Source organism: Agrobacterium sp. CG160-95 (assembly GCF_053521725.1).
This window is the reverse complement of record NZ_JBNWDU010000009.1, coordinates 56,597-74,291: the sequence shown is the minus strand read 5'-3', so window position 1 is coordinate 74,291 and position 17,695 is coordinate 56,597. Positions and strand designations below refer to the sequence as shown.

The window sequence follows — 17,695 nt, the reverse complement described above, 5'->3', positions numbered from 1 at the left end:
GCGATGCGATAGTGCTCGCGGTCTATGATGCCTTGCCATGCACGTGGGCCAGAGGCTGCGCGGCTCCGTTCTCCTTCGGGCTTGCGGAAATACGCAGTCCGGCCTGGTCGAAAAGATGGCAGGCGGTGGGGGGAAAGGAAATCGCGATCCGGTCGCCCGCGCGGGCCCGCCGGCCGTGGCTGTCGCGGATGACGAGGTTCTCCTCCCCCTGCAGCACGTAGATGAACGTGTCACTGCCCAGCATCTCGACCATGGACGCCTTGGCCATGAACACGCCCGACGTTTCCTCCGCCGAAAACGGAATATGTTCGGGACGGATGCCCAGCTCCACCTCCTGTCCGATTTCGACCGGGGAAGAGACAGGAATGTCGACGCTCGACCCCAGCACCAGCGAAACGGTTGCAATTCCGTTTGTGCAGGCGGTCACCCGGCCTTTCAGGAAATTCATGGCCGGCGAACCGATGAAGCCGGCGACGAAGAGATTGGCGGGCCTTTCGTAGAGATCGAGCGGCGTTCCCACCTGCTCGATACGGCCGCCATTCATGACGACGATACGGTCGGCAAGCGTCATCGCCTCGACCTGGTCGTGGGTCACATAGATCATGGTGGAGGCCAGTTCGGCCTTTAGCCGGGCAATTTCCACGCGCATGCCGACGCGCAAGGCGGCATCGAGATTGGAGAGTGGTTCGTCGAGGAGAAACAGCTTGGGCTTGCGCGTGATCGCCCGGCCGATCGCCACGCGCTGCCTCTGCCCGCCGGAAAGCTCGCGTGGCTTGCGGCGAAGATAGGAGGATAGACGCAATTTTTCGGCGGCCGCGCCGACCCGTGCGGTGATGTCCCGGCGTGGTGTATGGGCGATTTCCAAGCCGAAACCGATATTGCGGCCGACATCCATATGCGGATAGAGCGCGTAGGATTGGAAGACCATGGCAACGCCCCGTTCCGGCGGTTCAGCGCCGCTCATGTCGATGCCGTCTATCAGGATGCGGCCGGAACTGATCGGCTCCAGGCCGGCAATGATCCTGAGCAGCGTGGACTTGCCGCAGCCGGATGGGCCGACCAGAACGCAGAATTCACCGTCAGGAATGGTCAGCGATAGTTCTGGGATGACGGTCAGAGCCCCGAAGCGTTTGGTGATGCGGTCGATCGAAAGCGTTGCCATGGGGTCAGCCTTTCACGGCGCCGGCCAGCAGCCCGCGCACGAACGCACGCTGCACCAGCACGTAAAGAAGAATGAGCGGAATTGCGATGATGGTGAGAACTGCAAACAGCGCTCCGGGATTGGCCATGTAGAGGCCGGAATACTGCATTGGCACGATGGTCAGCGTTTTCATTTCGCTCTTGGTGAGAACGATCAGCGCCAGGAAGAACTCGTTCCAGGTGACGATGAACTGCCAGATCGTGACGAATACGAGTGCCGGCCGCACCAGCGGCAGCGCCACATGCCAATAGGTCTGCCAGGCATTGCAGCCGTCGACCCGGGCGGCTTCGAACAACTCTTTCGGCGCATCCTCCATGAAGGCCTTGAGGATCACCATGCCGAACGGTACGCCCAGCGCCGAATAGGGAAGGATGAGGCCGATATAGGTGTTCACCCAACCGAAATTCTTCAGCAGAATAGCGAGCGGCAGGACGAGCGAGGCAAGCGGCACCATCAGCGTCGTCAGCAGCGTCGCGTAGAGGATCATCGTCCCCTTGAGCCTCAGGATAGCGCAGGCAAAGGCAAAGAGCGAGGAAACGGCGACCACGATCGCAACGGTCGCCACGGTCACGATCAGGCTGTTGAGGAAGATGCCGCCGAGCGGATTGTCGCGGATCACGGTGATGAAGTTCTGGAACGTGACGGGCCAGGTGAACAGCTGAGGATCGAACGCCTGTGCCGGCATTCTCAGCCCGACCGATATCATATAAACCTGCGGAACCATCCAGATTCCCAGCACGAGGAAGAGCACCGCGTGGATGACGAGACTGCGCAGGGCGGGTCGTGTCAGCGTCCTCATGACGCCCGCCCCTTTGCAGTCGGCGAGAGCCGCGCCCCGAGGAGAGCGATCTGCACAAGCGATAGGCCGAGCGCCACGACGAGGACGATGACGGAGAGGGCGGCGCCGCTGCCGGTATCGCCAAGCACGAAGCTCTGCTTGAAGATGAAGGTGCCGAACACCTCACTGGCGCGGTTCGGGCCGCCCCCGGTCATCAGGTGGACGATGGGAAAGGTCTGCAGGGTTCCGATGACGCCGAGAAGCAACAGAGACTTCGTCGCCGGCGCGAGCATCGGCACAATGACGTGGACCGCAAGCCGCCAGCCCTTGGCGCCGTCGATCCGGGCGGCATCAAGCACCTCGCTGGGAAGATTGGCAATGCCAGCAATATACATCAGCATGGAAAAGCCGGTCCACTGCCAGATGTTGACGACGATGAGCGCATAAATCGCGGTCTTGGGATCGCCAATCGCTGAGTTCGTCATGACGATGCCGACTTGCTTCAGATATTCCTGGGCGATACCGTAATAGGGCGCGTAGATCTGCACCCAGACGAGACTGACGACCGAGACCGATGTGACCACCGGCAGGAAGAACATCGTGCGGAAAAAGCCGCGAAGCGCATTCGTGTGGCGTTCGATGAAATAGGCGAGTAGTCCGCCCACCAGCATCTGAACCGGTATGGTAATGACACCCCACAGGGCCATGTTGCGCACGACGATCCAGAAGGTGGGGTCTGTGAGGACAGAGCGGTAGTTTCCGAAGCCGGCGAAGATCGCTTCGGCGGCATTGGATTTCGTATAGACGCTTTGACCGGCGACCCAGACGATGGGGTAGGCAATGAACACGACGAACAGGAGGGTCGCCGGCAAGGCAAACGCATAAAGCGTCGGATAGAGCGACCGCGACCGGCGAAGCGTGATCGCGGCCGGCCGTCCGGCATGCAGGGTATCCACGTGCATCGATATTACCTTTCGAGATCAGAAAAGCCAGGCGCGCGGGGGCGCCCGGCCGACCGGCGGCCGTTCACTTGGCGGCAAGAGCCTTTTCTGTGGCTGCCTGAACGGTTGCAAGGGCGGCTTCTGCTTCGAGGCTGCCTGCCGCGACACCTGCCAGCGCATTGTCGAGAGCTTCCGCGACAGCCGGAGATGCGAAGCGCTGGTTTTCCGCCTTCGGCAGATCCTCCATGAACCGCGCCGACAACTGCTTGACGTGCTCGGTGATGTCACCCTTCGGCTGGTGTCCGGCAAACGCAGGCAGGTCGTTGAGATCGTTGAGGGCTTCCTGCAGGCCGACGCCGTTGGTCAATTCGGCCAGGAATGTCCAGGCGGCGTCATTCTTGCCGCCGTTCTTGGTCAGCCCATAGCCGATGTCGATGCCGCCGACCGGTGGACTGGTTTTGTTGCCTTCTTTGACAGGCGGCATGTAGAAGAAATCGAAACCGTCCATATTCTCGACGAATTCAGACAACGGCGGCGGGAATTTGCTTTCCTGCATCCACCACGAGCCGAGCGCCATCATTCCGACCTTGCCCTGGGCAAACAACTGCGCGCCGGTGGGATAGGCGTGTGCCCCAAGCGCGCCCTGCTGGAAGACGCCGTCATCGAAGAGACCCTTCCATGCGGTCATGGCCGAAACCAGTTCCGGCGCCGTCCACGGTGTCTCTCCGGCCTGGGCCTTATCGACAATGCCCGGTGAGAATTGATTGGCGAGCATCAGGAAGACGTTCTCGTTCTGCCAGCCATCCGCAGCCCCCTGGAACATGGGAATGTGACCGGCATCAGTCAGCGCCTTGGATGCCGCCTTCAAGTCCTCATAGGTCTTCGGCACCGCGATCTTCAGCTGTTCGAAAAGCTTGCGATTGTACCAGATGCACAGAACCTGTGATTCCTGCGGGACGATGTAATAATTTTCGTCGCCTGCCGGATTGCCCATCAGCATCTGTTTACGATTGACCGGAAAGATCTTTTCAGCCCAGTCTGCGCCCCATTCCTTGGCGGCGCGTTCGTTCACGGATTCAAGATTGTCCCGATATTGCTGGGTGAGCGATCCCGGTTGCAGGCCGATTATGTCAGGCAGACTGCCGGAGGCTGCAGCGGCCTTGAGGGCCGTCACATATTCCGGCGAATAGTTGTAGTATGTATAATTGACCTTTGTACCGGGATGAGCCTTCTCGAAAGCTGCGATCGATTTCTGCATCGTGCTCTGGACGAACCAAGACCAGACGGTCACCTCTTTTTCCTGCGCCCATGCGCTCCCGCTGGAGAGCGCCATGGCGATCGCACTGACGGCAAGTAACAACTTCGTCTTCATGTGTGTTCCTCCTCCTTGTTGGCTTACCACGCGACAGGCACCTCCTCGTGCCCGCACATGCTTCATGCATGCCGTCTCGCAAGCCGGAAGACGCAAACGCTGCACTTCTGCCCGCGACTCCGATCTCCCAATGCTCAGGCAGCCTTGGCGGCTGCAGGTTTCAGCACCTCTTCGGTGATCGAAATATCCTCGGTCAAAGACCGTGCCGGCGTCAGGCCGAGCTTTTGCAATTCGCCGTGATAGGCCCGCACGGCCTCATCTGTCGCCAGCGACCCATCGGCGACGTGGCGCATCAACACAATGAGCGATAGCGGCGCTTCGGCAAGATTGATCTTGCGGCCGAACAGAGCGAGCCGTCCGCCGTAGCGCTCAGCCTGGGACACGAGTTCGAACGTGTCGCGCGTCGTGCCAGCACCGCCGCCGAGAACCCCGACGACCAATTCGGAATCGAAACCGGCAAGCTCCTCGAGCGCCCTCGGTCCGTTGAACGGTGTCTTGAGGAACAGCGGCCGCTCGGCGCGTGGAACGCTTGCAAGCGACTTGATGATGTTGTCGTTGACGAACTCGCCGATTTCCTCGCGACTAAGACCGATGTCGACGCTGGGATTGAAGACCTCGTAGAAATACTTGAAATTGTGCCGTGCGGCCTCCGCCCGGAACACAGCAAAGGCTTCCAATGTCCGCGTGTCTGCATCGACGTCGTTACTAAAGGACACCGAGTACAAGCCGAGATCCGTTCCATTGGTCGGATAATTGGCGACGACACGGGCGAGATTGGCGTCCCGGTAGGGCACCGAAGCGGTTTTGGTATAGGTTCCGTGGCGGACTGCCCCCCAGCACATGCTTTCGAGATTGGCGCGAATGGCCGGCTTCATCTCACTGCCGGCAAAGGCGCCTTTCTCGTCAAGGAGCTCAAGATTGGATTGCGACAGCAGCATGATGTCGACGATATCCTGCTCGATGATCTCCTCGATCTGGGCGATGAACTCCTGCCTGTTGCGGCGGCGCGGTGGCCTGGCCGACCAGTCGAAGCCGGTGGCGGTCACACCCGCGCCGACATCGCTGTCCTTTGCATCGGCGATTACGAAATCGGACCGCGTGTAACGCCCCGCCCTGATGTTCGCCAGTTTCCGGTCAAGTCTCGTAAGTGCCATTGGTGCTTCCTCGGTGAATGGAATTTTTCGGCGTGCAATACAGCGATTGTCGTGCCTTTTCCGGTGCTGCTTCCATAAAGAGACAGTTTTCATTATCTGTCAATATCTTTCTAAAGAGAGCAAAGGATTATCGCTCTTTGCTCGGATGAGGCCTAATCAGACGCGTACGAAGCACTATTATTTTTAAGATAAGATAACTAAAACAAATATATAAAATGCAAGCACCAAAGCGTTGCCGTTTCGTCAACGTTTGCCGCCGCGTAGATCCCGCACTGCAAAAATTCTCCCATCGCGCGATTTCATTTGCTTTTTCGCCAATTTTTCACTCAGTTTGCGTAAAGATTATGCTGTCACGCAAAAAATATCGATCCGACGAGGGTGTTTTTGGCCCATATTGCCATTTCTGCGCAAATTCGATTGACAGCATGGAAGATTTTGGTAGATCTTGGAGCTTCAAGGAAGGCATCATCCTTGTGACGATGCAGGAGGAAGCGGGAACGATGGAAGAGGTGGCGGAGGCAGACTGGAGAACCCGATATTGCGCGCTGACGGCGGGCCTGTCGGCCGCATCGGGCGATCCGGATATATTCCATACCGGCCTCTTCCTGTGCGGAATGAGCGCCTGTGTCGATGCCCTGATCAACATGCACGATATGCAGCCGTTGCTCGACGCGGCCAGGAACACCCCAGCGGGCGACCTCGCGGCCATGCTGCTAAAGCGCGTTTCGCGCGGGATCGACGGCGAAGTCAGGCTCGACTGGCCGCAGGGGCCCGCCTGGCTGCGCGACAACCTCAAGGTCCGCTATGCATTGGGCGGAACCGGTCCCCAGGCCGCATGGGTGCTTTCGAAGCTCGGGGCGCGGGCACTGATCGCGCTGGAAGATCGTTACCCCCATATGCTCAGGCATATTCCGGCCGGTGTCCTGCTCGCGCAGGACGGCAAGGCGGTGAACGTCGCCAACATCAGGCCGTCGGGCGACCATGTTCCCGAAATCTTCATCTTCGAGTTCACCGCCGGCCGGCCGATCGGCGATCTGGTTCCCGGGCGCTCGTCCAGGATCATCGTCCGGTTTTGCGATCGTGGCGTCCAGAACGACCGGAATTTCTGGGAAATGTCAAAAAGCACGGCGTCGAGCGCGGCGGCGGGCCTGCTCTCCGGGCTCAACGACGAACCGCTCGACCGGATGGAAGCGGCGAGCCGGCAGGTTTTCGACCTGGGACGGGCCTGGAAAGCCGCTGGCCTGAAGACGATCCATTTCGAACTCGCCTGTTACGACCCGAAGGCGCCGCTGGAGGCGGTGTTTTCGAATGCCCGGGGTGCTATCACCTCGCTCGGCATGAATCATTCCGAACTGCTTGCAATGGACCCTTCCGCCGGAAACCCGATGGAGGCGATGATCGCGCTTGCCGAGCGCCTGGATCTCGATCGCATCTGCATCCACGCCGACACCTGGGCCGCGTCCGTGACGCTCGACGATCCTGCCCGGGAATTGCGTGCCCTCATGGCCGGATGTGCCGTTGCCGCCGCACGGGCTGCAAACGGAGCGCCGGTGGACACCGTCACGATCGATCCGAATGTGCAGTTTCTCGATGTCCCATTCACTGCGTATAGCCGACGCGGAAAATGGTCATTCGTCGCATGCTCGGCACCCTATCTCGATAAGCCCGCCACCACGCTCGGGCTTGGAGACAGCTTCACCGCCGGCTGCCTTCTTATCCTCGGGAAGAAGAGCGGGGCAATGGAAGCAGCGATTTAGCTGAGGCCGTTCGGTTGGGCGTACTGTCGGGCGAATGGCCCTCATTATTGAATTGAAGACATCGGTACGTAAAGGAACGCACATGTATCTGGAAAAATATCGGCTGGAAGGGCGCACCGCCTTCGTTACCGGCGGCGGCAGAGGAATCGGTCTTTCATCGGCAGAAGCGCTCGCCGAAGCCGGCGCCAAGGTGATCATTTCCGACATGAACAGCGAGGTTCTGGAGGCCGGTCGCAAGGAGATGAAGGATAAGGGATACGAGGTGGACGCCGTCCTTCTCGACGTTACCAATTCCGGGGCGGTAGCAGAAGCGGCGCGCACCGCGAACGCACGGTACGGAGCAGTCGATATCCTGATCGCCAATGCCGGCATCGCATGGCCGGATACCGGCGGCGAAGAGATGACCGACGAGGTCTGGCTGAAGGTACTCGATGTCGATCTGAACGGCGCCTACTGGTCGTGCCGGGAATTTGCAAAGCCCATGCTCGCACGCGGTCGCGGTTCGATCGTCACGCTCGGCTCGATGTCTGGACTGATTTCCAACAAGCCGCAACGTCAGGTTCACTACAATTCCGCCAAGGCGGCCGTGCATCACATGACGCGCTCCCTGGCGGCCGAATGGGCAGAACGGGGTGTGCGCGTCAATTGCGTCGCTCCCACCTATGTGGATACGGTCATGTCCCGTGGCGGTTTCAGCGAGGCTAGCCTCATGCCGATCTGGATGGACATGACACCGATGAAGCGGGTCGCCAGGCCGGACGAAATCGCATCGCCAATCCTGTTCCTCGCCTCGGACGCCTCCAGTGCCATGACCGGTTCCGTGGTGGTGGTGGATTGCGGCTACACAAGTTGGTAGATAATGACTGACATCGAGCGCCAGTCATTGTGGCTTACTCAGGGCCAACGGAGATGAGGCGAGAATTATGGAGTCACTCAGCAAGCGCGTCGATATCGTTCCGTCGAAGCGGCGTGCCCTCATATTGGAGCATCTGCGGGTCAACGGTGCCGCCAGTATCCAGGAACTGGCAGATACGATCGGCGGATCGCAATCGACCGTTCGGCGCGACCTCGAGCATCTGGTGGAAAAGGGATATCTCGAGCGGACGCATGGCGGCGCGCATCTCCTGCAGCCGATGCGCGCCACGTTCGAGCGTGAAACCTCAGTCAATGCTCAGCTACAGCACGCCGAGAAAGTTGCGATCGGCCGGGAAGCGGCGCTCCGGCTTAGCGCTCGCGACAGCGTGATCTTCGACAGTTCATCAACCGTAATGGAGGCTGTCCGGGCGACTGCTGACCGCGACCTGCCCTTGACGATCGTCACGAATAGTCTGGAAATAGCCGACTTCGCGGCGGACATCAGATCCTGGCGAGTTATCCTGCCCGGCGGCACCATCCGGCCAAGGTACCGGCATCTGGCGGGGGAGCCCGGCGAAAGCTTTATCAGAACGTTGCATGCGGATGTGTGCATGACGGGAGCATCGGCGGTAACGGGTACCCTCCTCACGGAATCGGCATTGGAAGTCGCATCGCTCAAGCGCGCCATGATTTCTTCCGCCCGCCGAACGATTCTGCTGGTGGACAGTTCAAAGTTTGCCGCGCCAGGTTTTTGCACGCTTTGCGACGTCTCCGAAATCGATGAAGTGATCACCGACGACGGAGCACCGGAGGACGCCATAAACACCTTACGTTCGGCGGAACGGACAGTCACGCTGGTCTCCGCTTCGAAAACGCTCAAATAGGGCTTCCCCCAGCTGACATCCAGGGCGAAGCGGGCGGGACGGAAGTTTGCAAGCAGCGGATGCTCCTTTCCCGCGACGATTTCACCGGCCAACAGTTCACCCGCGCGAGTAAACCAGCATTGACCGCCTTGAGCGGAATCGAACCATCGGCCTGTACCTCGGTATTGTTAAGTAACTGAAATTTCGGTCACCTGATAGATGCGAAACAGTTCTTCATGGCATAACGCGAAGCATTTTGACGCATCTCGCCGTCTCAGTCGCCATCACTGTTTCGTGCGCGTTCTTCATCGCTATCGAACTCGACGGGCGACAGATCACCCCAGTCAACAAGCACCCTTCCATGCTCGTCGACCTGGCCGGCATCAATCTTGTCAGATGCGATCAGCAGGATCCGTGCCTTATCCCGATCGAAGATCTCGGTCGGGCTAAGGCTATCCAACGCGATCCGGACCAGCGAGCGGTAGGTGACGAAGCCTGTATGGCGCTGTCCCTTGTAGTCAAAGGCAAATGCCATCCACTCACGGCCGTCAACGGGATCACGGCGAAACAGGCGCGGCATCGCCTTGCGAAGACGAACCCCTACCCCGCCCCCGTTTTCCGGAATGAAGATCACGCCATGCGATTCGAGAGCGACCTTGACCGCATGAGACGTTTTCGGATGGTAGGCGCGATTGCCGCGCTCGAAATCTGCGATTGTCTTTTTAGCGATGCGCGAACGTTCGGACAGTTCGATTTGAGACCAATCGACAAGGGCCCGCCCCGCCCTGCATTGTTCAGCTGTAATCATGATATTACTCCAAAAGATATCATATTGCAGCTAATATGTTACTTTTAGAGTAAAATCAAGGATGCTCGCGCGATGAAATCAAACAGCAGTCCTGCCCCCTCTCGCGGCTGGCGCCGAAGCCGGGTGGCAAGATTCGCACTTTTCTCGGGAAAACAGGCTGTCGAACTGAAGTGACAGAACTTTAAATTCGGATGAAAGAGGGGCCGCCCTGAGGCGGCCCCCTACCATTTCAAGCTAATTCAGGATCGTAATACATCGAATCGTCGACGCTCCCACCCGTCTCGAACTCCGGCTCGAAGTACCCGACACGGCTGGCAGCACGACGCATTGTCATGATGCTCGTGAACTTGATCTTATCGCCGTGGAACGCCCGATCCTGATCCTGCTCACCGTTGAGCGACCCCGACAGTGTTGCGATCAAACTATCGTCATGAGACTCCACGTTCGTCTCCTCGATGTAGAGCTCATCGAAATAGGCGTTGGTCGTTGCGATCTCTCCAGCGAGTTCGTTTTCAATTACCATGGGGTCGCGCTGGATGTAATCGTTGATGTCATCACTCAGGTAGGTCGAATCCCATATCTCTCCCCTGAAATGCCCAGCCGCCTCAAGAGACGTCGAAATAATCTCTGCTATGACCCTGCCGTCGGGAAGCTCAGCAGGGACGTTAGAGAGCTCCGCACGCCGCCGGTTGATACCATCAATGTCCGGAATAAGGATTTCAGCCTCTTCCAAGGAGGATAGAGGAAACGTGACATCAGCTTGTAGAGCGGCAGCTGTCCCGTAACCGAAGTAAGCTGCAACAAGCTCATGGGCATGGGACGAACGAAGTTTCTCGCCGCTCATATTTCGATAGGTTACGCGCAGATGATCTGCGCAATCTTTTTGGATAGTCATGACAAATCCAATTCACACCGGCGTCGTGGAGGGGTGGTCGCAAGCGCTTTATGAACACCCTGCGCCGGCTGAATGGTTGCCGTTCAGGATACAGTCTTGGATATGCCGCCTTTTGGGTCGCTTGCAGCCCTGGCGCTCGGCTCCGTCAACAAAAGATAGCAAAACTTTTACGGATTGCAAGCGATGCAGCGCTCCTCGATGCATGACCCTTCAACGGGTTGCAATTTCCATCCACCATGATACGTTCTTGTTTTGTTCTCGTTCGTTACCGCAGACTGTTGGATAGTGAAATGAATAACACTGCCCAAATTAGAAAGATAATCCACGTGGATATGGACGCCTTCTACGCATCCGTGGAGCAGCGCGACAATCCGGATCTTCGTGGGAAACCGATAGCGGTCGGAGGTTCAGGCGCCCGAGGCGTGCTGACCACGGCGAGCTATGAGGCGCGCGTCTTTGGCATTCATTCGGCAATGCCATCGGTAACTGCTGCCCGCAAATGCCCTGACCTGATTTTCGTGAAACCGCGATTCGAAGTCTATCGCGAAGTCTCCCGGCAAATTCGCGAAATTTTCGCCGAGTACACGTCTTTGGTCGAACCCTTGTCACTGGATGAGGCCTATCTTGATGTGACCGAAAATCTAAAGGAAATGCCGATCGCGACGGAAATCGCCTTGGAGATACGCACGAAGATCAAAGCGGTTACTGGTTTGAATGCGTCCGCCGGCATTTCTTACAACAAATTTCTCGCAAAGATGGCCTCGGATCTCAACAAGCCCGACGGGCAGGCCGTCATCACCCCAAAGAACGGGCCTACCTTTGTAGAAGGACTTGCGGTCAAGAAGTTTCATGGCGTCGGTCCGGCCACCGCGGAAAAGATGCATCGGCTTGGTATCGAAACCGGGGCGGATCTGAAAACGAAATCGCTGCAATTCTTGTCACAGCACTTTGGGAAGTCGGGTGGCTATTTCTATGGAATCGCCCGCGGTATCGATGAGCGTCGGGTGCGATCGGATCGGGTGCGAAAGTCGGTAGGAGCAGAAGATACCTTCATCCAAGACATCAATGACCTGGGGCTTGCCAGGGACGAGCTGAAGCCGCTTGCGGATAAGGTTTGGGGCTATTGCAGGTCGTCGGGTATCGAGGCCAAAACCGTGACCGTGAAGATCAAATATTCGGATTTCACGCAAGCAACACGAAGCAAGACAAGCGTCCTACCCTTTGCAGATGGCCGTGACGTTCTCCGTATCGCAACTGAACTGCTGACGACGGTTTACCCTTTCAAACTTTCCGTCCGCTTGCTCGGCGTTACGTTGTCATCACTGACGAAAGCGGACAGAAACGACGCCGACTTCGAAAAGCCGCAGCTCCACTTCAATTTGTAGTTTTGCACCACGCCGACTAAAAATAGCCTCGACCCAATCCGCCGCACCAATTGCAGTCACGCGGGCGCCCAAAATTCTTCTGACATTGCTCTATCTCGATTGCTCATGACCGCATGGGCAAAAACAGGATTCTCCTCAACAGAGCGCTCCAGAATGCCCGACAGAAGCGAAAGGTTCACAAGCTGTTGAGGCTTCAATGTTTGGCGAGTTTCCACCAAATCATCGTCCGCTGTCGCACAAATAAATGAGAAATATTTGCCCAGCAAGCCGACCACAACATCTGAGATCTGAATTCCTGGTTCACTGTGGGAGACGACGAACCGAAAATGGTTCATCTTCGTCTTGCCGTCGACGAAGGTCAAATCTTTGAGGTAGTCGATAACGAGCTCCTCGACGTCCAGGATGTGCGACGCGTTCTTAAGGATATAAAGACGCTCCAGAAAAAAATGACCGAAGCTATCGACCAGAACATTGGGAGCTTCTGCCTCAAGGAAGGGAAGCGATTTGATCTTTCGCCCCAGCTGCAACACGCCCTTTAGCATCATGTAATTGAAGTGATCGAGCAAATCGGATCGAGCTTCGGCGAGGTCCAACAGGTCATCAATGAAGTCACACCTCCTCTCGGAACCGACATTGGGAAATGTGTAGCGCCGGAAGAGATTAATTAAGCCTTCGAAATCGTATCGGAGAATTGAAAAAAGATCGTTTTTGAGAGAACGCTCAAAAGGGATGAGATGCGTCGCCACGTCGTCCGACAAAATGGAATCAATAATATCGACAATGCTCCAATAAATTGGATCAACGACCGAATAGTGGACATAGAGGCCCTGCTCGCTGATCCAGCGCAGAAACGTCTCCAGTTTCCTGCTGCTGAGCATCTGCAGAAATCCGCCCGTCGCGACATACTTCAACTTGATCTCGGGGGCATTGTCCTGCACTCCAAGTATTTTGCGTAGATGCCCGAGGTCAAAGACGCGCTGCGGCCCATCGTAAGCCACTCCGCCGACGACGAAGCAATTTGGTTCGGGGATGTTCAGCCCGTTCTCGCGAATGTGGACGAGGCGATGATTGTTGGTTTCGTCGTAAAAGATCGTGTAGGCGCGATCGGCGTTGAAAAGCCCATGAAGCGCGATAGGTCCGGCACGCCGCTCATTCACATCTATGATCATCCTGTCATGTCCTTCTTGCCGGGCTCACAATGGGCAACGTCACGTCATCGAACTGGCCACCTGGCGTAGTGCCGCCGGGAGGCTGTGACATTCGACGGCACGCGCGCCGAGCAAATCGATCACCCAGCCATGATGTCTTTCCGGAACAAACATTCTTGCCCCCGCCAAGCTGTTGAAGATTAAATCTCCGACTTGTTCCGCACCCAGGTTTGCGACCATGCGCTCGGAACAGAGGATATCCGCAGTGGCGATGATCTGCATGCCAGCAAAGCGTTCGGCCGCAATCCTCTGAGCCTTGCGTTCGTCTATCACAACCGTATGTCCCAATACCGCCCCAACCGCGAGTGTTGCAGCTTCGCCGTCGTCCAGAGTTTCTGCGGCGCTGCCACTAACCAAGCTTGCAAAGATGCGCTCACCCTCATCATCGAGTTCGACGAACTCGAGCAATTCTTCGCTTACGAGCGCTGCGGCCATTTCTGCATCATTTCGTGCACTGAAACGGTCGGCGACGAGCTCATCGCGGACGACGGCGGATGCCCGAAGCTTTACTCCGAATGCGCGCACGATATCGCTCGCTCGTCCCGTCGCATTGAGATTAATGATCACACTCGTATCGACCACGAGATAAGCTGAGACATCACCGGAGAATAGAGGTTGCCGCATTGGCCCCGCTTTCTTCGGTATCGAGATCGCTGAGGATGTCGCGCACTTTGACACGATCCATATGCAGCATCCGCGCGATCTGGCCCTCGCTCAATAGACCGCGCTTTGCTGCTTGATAGGCCATCAGCCCGGTTTTAAGCGGGACCGGCAAAGCGGCTTCGTCCTTCATACGATCATTTTGGACTGCATCACCGAGAACCTGCCTCACATGGTCATCCGTGATGTGACCGTTCGCCTGAAACCAGTCCCAGGTGCCGCGTTTCGTCAACTGCAGCTCCTCCAGGCGCCGCACCATCGCCTCCCGGGAAACATGGAAAAAATGAGCGAGAACGATGACATGGCGCCGCGTCAGACTCGATGCGCCGGCCGTGACCTCCTCAAACTTCTGGCGGACTGCTTGGGCTGGGGTGAGGAACCCCCTGGCGAACGCATTCGCATATTTCTCTTCTCGCGAGCTTTCGAGCTCGTCGATTTCATTGACTTCCGGCTGAGTCCGCGTTGCAACGAGGTGCCCAAGCTCATGGGCTGCAGTTTGCGTGCGCCGATCGAGAGGGTGGCTTGAATTCAAAAGAATGCAGGCGCCTACAGATTCTTCGAATGCGAAGAGCCCCGAGATTTTCGCCGGCAGGCGGCGCACGTAGAGACGCACGCCCATCTGCATCTCCAGGACCGCGCCAATATCGGAGACGGGAGCGAGCCCCAGTCCTAACCAATGACGGAGTTCCAAGGCATGCTGTTCAGCCTGTTGGCGAACGTCGCCCGCGAGAATGGCGCGCTCCGGCGGAAGGTTACGGACACGGGAAATGCCGAGAAGCCTTTCTAGTTCGAGATCGGCCCGAACAAGATCTGACATAAGCTCTGCGGCTTTCGCCACGAATGCTTCTTCGTGGTCAGCGAGCTTGCGGAATTTGGGGGTGAGCTCGACGTGCACAGCTTCTTTGCGTAGGATCGCATTGGCACTGGTGCCGTAAAAGCGGGCGAGCTGCTGAAGCTCGCCAATCTTGACCCGCCGAGAGCCTTTTTCCATGGCAACGAGAGTAGTGCGTGCCACGCCGATCAGGGCAGCCGCGTCCGCTTGCGTCTTCGCTGCGGTCTCCCGGGCAATGCGAAGCCGCTCGCCGAGTTGCTCGGGATTGAGCTGGTCATGACCTTCACTCATATCGGTCACGCCAACCATTGGGCGACGAATGATTTTGGCCCAAGATCCTTCATGAAGGCCTTCCATTCTCTGTCATGCTGTTCCAGCAGGCCGAAGAGTCGCTCTTCGGCCTCGCCCGTCGATATTTGCAGATGGTCTGCAAGCTGCCAGGCGCTTCGCTTCACGCGTGGCTGATGCACCGTGGAAAAGCGCATTTCGGCAAGATGATCAAGATGCAATGCCCCAGCTATGCCGTAGCGTTGCATTGCGCGCGTCACCTTGGTGAACCCTTTGACGGCACCATCGGCGAATTCACCGGCCCTAAGGTCTTCCCAGATATAGTTTTCCTTCGGCTCGCTGACGCCGGCAGAATGAAAGCTCAGTCTACGCAGCATGCATGCTGCACAAATTCCACAATGCCGGCGTTCGCCATCAAACGAGGAATTGCGGCTTTGCTGCCAACACGATCGGGTCTTGTTCCACTCATCCGGGTTACTCTCGATCTCAGCAAAGGCAGCAAGCGTTTGTCCTTTCGTGCTCCACAGCTGCGGAAGCCGGAAGCAGACAGGATGATGAAATATTGCTTGGACGACTTCCTCCATTTTGCGCAGGAACCGCGGGTGGTTGCGATAGTCTTCATAGCCGTGGCTCGTTGGGACAAGCGTAGGACCAAGAGCGCCCTGCCCGCTTTCCGGCATTGCGACGTCATGCGTCCCAACCAGATATGCTGCAATCGCGCTTAGCAGGGTAAATTTGAACCCACGGCTCCTGACGGAAGATTCTTTGATTCCGCCGACATGCCGCATCTTGACGGAGAAGGGAATATTCAAAAACGGAACCTTCTTGCGATCACGGAGTGGGCGGTCATCGGCCTTCGAGCCGACCCGGACCCGTATCAACCTATCAGTCCGCCCCTTCGCCCCAAGGATGGCCGATACGGCTCGCGAATCGAGACCATCACTGAAGGGCGTTATCGTCCGGCCAGGATCCCCCCACTCCAGCAAACTTTGCCGTCCATAATCATGTTCGACATCCACCGATGCAGCGATGAAGTTGATGTTCCACTCGTCGCCGGTCAAAAACTTCAATGCGCCAACGATTGCGCCGGCAACATCGAGATTCTGCCAGTGCGCGACATCATGTACCGGTAGCGTAAGCTCAAATCGCCGCGCCCAACGAAGGCCGGACCGCTTTAGTGCCTTGTCGCAATATTCGACAGCGGCGATCAGGAGCATGGCGTCGTAAACGCGGCTGTCCCAATTCTTCGTCCGATAATCATCCAGATCCTCGGTCTTGAAAACGATAGCCTTGCCGATTTCTGCTGAGTGCCAGCCGTCGCCGGGCTTACGCCCTGGCTCGATCACAGCGACCCGAATTGCGGGAACATCAGTCGGTATCGTGCTCAAAACGGAACCCCCTGATCGACACCATCATGAACAGTTGGGTTTCGAGCGACGCTGACAGAGCGATCACCCAGGATGGATTTGGCCATACGATCGAAAGTGCCGCTGTTCGTCATGTGCATGATCGTCTCGTTCATTCGCCGGCGCATCTGCTGACATGCCCCAGACCCAGCTTTGACGAGATAGTGCTCCTCCATAGCCCGGCCTCCAGCTGCAAGGCGTTCAGCCAAAGCAGAAGCCAATCCTTTTTCGAAAGCGACAAGCCCGCCATATCCTTCTCGGAGTGCCATCTGAGCCCCCTCGACAGCATTGGCAGCCAACGTATCGACTGCCGGATCCACCCGCAGCCGATCAAGCTGGTCATGCGTAGTGGAGGCCAAACTCAGAAGGTCTTGGCCGTCGACAATGGCGAGTATCGATTTGATTGTAGGGGCAACTTCGATGGCGACATCGCGCAACAACGCGGCCTCGGCCGCCTCGCCAATCTGATTCACGGTAAAGGCAGGCTTGTACGCCCAAGCGGCAACACGTTGGTATCCATGGCGCAGAGGCAAGCTTTTATGCGGACCGTCGCTCATTCGAATCTCCTAATGTCAGATAGCTTGATATTTTTCACCTGACATGTCAACTTCCCTCAAAGGTAGAGTCTTATTTTTGGGAGCAGAGACGTATGACCGGAGCGGACATAGGAAATGATAAGCAAATATTCTTGGCGCCGCGTCGAAGCGACAAAGACTGGCGACGATTGTCAAGTCAGCTAATAATCGGCGGTGATGCGTCACCGTGGGCAGACGCTTTTCAAGAGTTTTTCTTTGAGCGGCTGGAAAGCCGATATCTCAAGCCTATCCGTCTTCTCCAGAACGAGGGAAGCTGGGAGGGTGAGGGTTTCAGCATAGTCTCCATTCAGTGTGCCATGTTGGAATTTCTCGCGGCATGTCGTGGTGGTCTGGTCTATCGCCACAGAAACCCCCAGCCGCCTTTCGAGTACAGCGCGAGCGGAGAGCTTTTTGCATCATTTCTGGCGGAAACCGTGCCGTTCAAAGCGCTTTTCACGCCTGACGATGCTCTTGAATTCTATCGTAAGGTGCGTTGCGCGTTATTGCATGAGGCAAGCACCAAGGGCGGCTGGGCCATTCACGCGTCAGGGCGGACCGGCGTCGATTGCTCGCGGAAGATCGTCTATCGAAACACGTTTCAAACGCTCATCGAAAACTATATCGATGGCTACGGCCGTGATCTACTCACCGACCTTGATCTGCAAGCTGCGTTTGTGCGCAAGTTCAATGATCTTGCTTCATAATTCAGACCGGGGA

At 57.3% G+C, this 17,695-nt stretch carries 17 protein-coding genes; 5 read left to right on the top strand and 12 right to left on the bottom strand.

Features of this window, described 5'->3' with window-relative positions; genetic code table 11:
- Positions 1-22: 22 nt before the first annotated feature.
- From ACQZ63_RS24445 to ACQZ63_RS24425, 5 genes are all read right to left on the bottom strand, one after another.
- Positions 23-1,162, bottom strand: a complete 1,140-nt coding sequence (locus tag ACQZ63_RS24445; protein ID WP_173998112.1) for an ABC transporter ATP-binding protein — start codon at positions 1,160-1,162, stop codon at positions 23-25.
- A 4-nt stretch (positions 1,163-1,166) separates the two neighbouring features.
- Positions 1,167-2,000 carry a carbohydrate ABC transporter permease gene (locus ACQZ63_RS24440; RefSeq protein WP_173998110.1) on the bottom strand — a complete coding sequence of 278 codons (834 nt, stop codon included), beginning with the start codon at positions 1,998-2,000 and terminating at the stop codon, positions 1,167-1,169.
- Entirely contained in the window at positions 1,997-2,941 is a 945-nt protein-coding gene (locus ACQZ63_RS24435) for a carbohydrate ABC transporter permease (protein ID WP_173998108.1), read from the bottom strand. Before ACQZ63_RS24435 ends, ACQZ63_RS24440 begins: the two co-directional genes overlap by 4 nt.
- 64 nt (positions 2,942-3,005) lie before the next feature.
- Entirely contained in the window at positions 3,006-4,292 is a 1,287-nt protein-coding gene (locus ACQZ63_RS24430; RefSeq protein ID WP_173998106.1) for an ABC transporter substrate-binding protein, read from the bottom strand.
- A gap of 134 nt (positions 4,293-4,426) precedes the next feature.
- Complete coding sequence (locus ACQZ63_RS24425) at positions 4,427-5,446, bottom strand: hypothetical protein (protein WP_173998096.1); 1,020 nt, start codon at positions 5,444-5,446, stop codon at positions 4,427-4,429.
- A gap of 425 nt (positions 5,447-5,871) precedes the next feature.
- On the opposite strand from ACQZ63_RS24425, the gene ACQZ63_RS24420 reads away from it, so the two are divergent.
- The 3 genes from ACQZ63_RS24420 (at position 5,872) to ACQZ63_RS24410 (ending at position 8,942) form a co-directional block, all read left to right on the top strand.
- The gene (locus tag ACQZ63_RS24420; protein ID WP_236776482.1) at positions 5,872-7,203 is read left to right on the top strand and encodes an ADP-dependent glucokinase/phosphofructokinase; all 1,332 of its coding nucleotides are present in this window, start codon (positions 5,872-5,874) and stop codon (positions 7,201-7,203) included.
- Between the two features lie 82 nt (positions 7,204-7,285).
- Positions 7,286-8,059: an SDR family NAD(P)-dependent oxidoreductase gene (locus ACQZ63_RS24415; protein ID WP_173998095.1), complete on the top strand. Its 774-nt coding sequence runs from the start codon at positions 7,286-7,288 to the stop codon at positions 8,057-8,059.
- 67 nt (positions 8,060-8,126) lie between these two features.
- On the top strand, positions 8,127-8,942 hold the full coding sequence (locus ACQZ63_RS24410) for a DeoR/GlpR family DNA-binding transcription regulator (RefSeq protein WP_173998092.1): 816 nt from the start codon (positions 8,127-8,129) through the stop codon (positions 8,940-8,942).
- 253 nt (positions 8,943-9,195) lie between these two features.
- Here the strand turns inward: ACQZ63_RS24410 and ACQZ63_RS24405 are convergent, their stop codons facing one another.
- Together ACQZ63_RS24405 and ACQZ63_RS24400 are read right to left on the bottom strand one after the other, a co-directional pair.
- A complete protein-coding gene (locus tag ACQZ63_RS24405) occupies positions 9,196-9,729 on the bottom strand; it encodes a helix-turn-helix domain-containing protein (RefSeq protein ID WP_173998090.1) in 534 nt (177 codons plus the stop codon).
- A gap of 229 nt (positions 9,730-9,958) precedes the next feature.
- Entirely contained in the window at positions 9,959-10,624 is a 666-nt protein-coding gene (locus ACQZ63_RS24400; protein ID WP_236776481.1) for a hypothetical protein, read from the bottom strand.
- Between the two features lie 290 nt (positions 10,625-10,914).
- On the opposite strand from ACQZ63_RS24400, the gene dinB reads away from it, so the two are divergent.
- Entirely contained in the window at positions 10,915-12,009 is a 1,095-nt protein-coding gene (gene dinB / locus ACQZ63_RS24395; protein ID WP_173998088.1) for a DNA polymerase IV, read from the top strand.
- Between the two features lie 56 nt (positions 12,010-12,065).
- On the opposite strand, the gene ACQZ63_RS24390 is transcribed toward dinB, so the two are convergent.
- Genes ACQZ63_RS24390 through ACQZ63_RS24370 form a run of 5 tightly spaced genes read right to left on the bottom strand, consistent with a single transcriptional unit; the run spans position 12,066 to position 16,960 of the window.
- Positions 12,066-13,178 carry a DUF3800 domain-containing protein gene (locus ACQZ63_RS24390; protein WP_173998080.1) on the bottom strand — a complete coding sequence of 371 codons (1,113 nt, stop codon included), beginning with the start codon at positions 13,176-13,178 and terminating at the stop codon, positions 12,066-12,068.
- 39 nt (positions 13,179-13,217) lie between these two features.
- Complete coding sequence (locus ACQZ63_RS24385) at positions 13,218-13,841, bottom strand: hypothetical protein (protein WP_173998078.1); 624 nt, start codon at positions 13,839-13,841, stop codon at positions 13,218-13,220.
- A complete protein-coding gene (locus ACQZ63_RS24380) occupies positions 13,816-15,000 on the bottom strand; it encodes an ImmA/IrrE family metallo-endopeptidase (RefSeq protein WP_173998076.1) in 1,185 nt (394 codons plus the stop codon). Before ACQZ63_RS24380 ends, ACQZ63_RS24385 begins: the two co-directional genes overlap by 26 nt.
- A gap of 5 nt (positions 15,001-15,005) precedes the next feature.
- Entirely contained in the window at positions 15,006-16,385 is a 1,380-nt protein-coding gene (locus ACQZ63_RS24375; RefSeq protein ID WP_173998067.1) for a 7-cyano-7-deazaguanine synthase, read from the bottom strand.
- Positions 16,382-16,960, bottom strand: coding sequence for a hypothetical protein (locus ACQZ63_RS24370; protein ID WP_173998057.1), 579 nt, complete (start codon positions 16,958-16,960; stop codon positions 16,382-16,384). Before ACQZ63_RS24370 ends, ACQZ63_RS24375 begins: the two co-directional genes overlap by 4 nt.
- A gap of 92 nt (positions 16,961-17,052) precedes the next feature.
- Between ACQZ63_RS24370 and ACQZ63_RS24365 the strand changes: the two genes are divergently transcribed.
- Positions 17,053-17,682 (top strand): hypothetical protein, encoded by a 630-nt coding sequence (locus tag ACQZ63_RS24365; RefSeq protein WP_173998054.1) that lies wholly within the window; start codon positions 17,053-17,055, stop codon positions 17,680-17,682.
- Positions 17,683-17,695: the final 13 nt, after the last annotated feature.

Bases quoted from the DNA above. Each gene is read 5' to 3' on its own strand.
- ACQZ63_RS24445 (WP_173998112.1), bottom strand. From the start codon at position 1,162: ATGGCAACGCTTTCGATCGACCGCATCACCAAACGCTTCGGGGCTCTG.
- ACQZ63_RS24440 (WP_173998110.1), bottom strand. From the start codon at position 2,000: ATGAGGACGCTGACACGACCCGCCCTGCGCAGTCTCGTCATCCACGCG.
- ACQZ63_RS24435 (WP_173998108.1), bottom strand. From the start codon at position 2,941: ATGCACGTGGATACCCTGCATGCCGGACGGCCGGCCGCGATCACGCTT.
- ACQZ63_RS24430 (WP_173998106.1), bottom strand. From the start codon at position 4,292: ATGAAGACGAAGTTGTTACTTGCCGTCAGTGCGATCGCCATGGCGCTC.
- ACQZ63_RS24425 (WP_173998096.1), bottom strand. From the start codon at position 5,446: ATGGCACTTACGAGACTTGACCGGAAACTGGCGAACATCAGGGCGGGG.
- ACQZ63_RS24420 (WP_236776482.1), top strand. From the start codon at position 5,872: ATGGAAGATTTTGGTAGATCTTGGAGCTTCAAGGAAGGCATCATCCTT.
- ACQZ63_RS24415 (WP_173998095.1), top strand. From the start codon at position 7,286: ATGTATCTGGAAAAATATCGGCTGGAAGGGCGCACCGCCTTCGTTACC.
- ACQZ63_RS24410 (WP_173998092.1), top strand. From the start codon at position 8,127: ATGGAGTCACTCAGCAAGCGCGTCGATATCGTTCCGTCGAAGCGGCGT.
- ACQZ63_RS24405 (WP_173998090.1), bottom strand. From the start codon at position 9,729: ATGATTACAGCTGAACAATGCAGGGCGGGGCGGGCCCTTGTCGATTGG.
- ACQZ63_RS24400 (WP_236776481.1), bottom strand. From the start codon at position 10,624: ATGACTATCCAAAAAGATTGCGCAGATCATCTGCGCGTAACCTATCGA.
- dinB (WP_173998088.1), top strand. From the start codon at position 10,915: ATGAATAACACTGCCCAAATTAGAAAGATAATCCACGTGGATATGGAC.
- ACQZ63_RS24390 (WP_173998080.1), bottom strand. From the start codon at position 13,178: ATGATCATAGATGTGAATGAGCGGCGTGCCGGACCTATCGCGCTTCAT.
- ACQZ63_RS24385 (WP_173998078.1), bottom strand. From the start codon at position 13,841: ATGCGGCAACCTCTATTCTCCGGTGATGTCTCAGCTTATCTCGTGGTC.
- ACQZ63_RS24380 (WP_173998076.1), bottom strand. From the start codon at position 15,000: ATGAGTGAAGGTCATGACCAGCTCAATCCCGAGCAACTCGGCGAGCGG.
- ACQZ63_RS24370 (WP_173998057.1), bottom strand. From the start codon at position 16,960: ATGAGCGACGGTCCGCATAAAAGCTTGCCTCTGCGCCATGGATACCAA.
- ACQZ63_RS24365 (WP_173998054.1), top strand. From the start codon at position 17,053: ATGACCGGAGCGGACATAGGAAATGATAAGCAAATATTCTTGGCGCCG.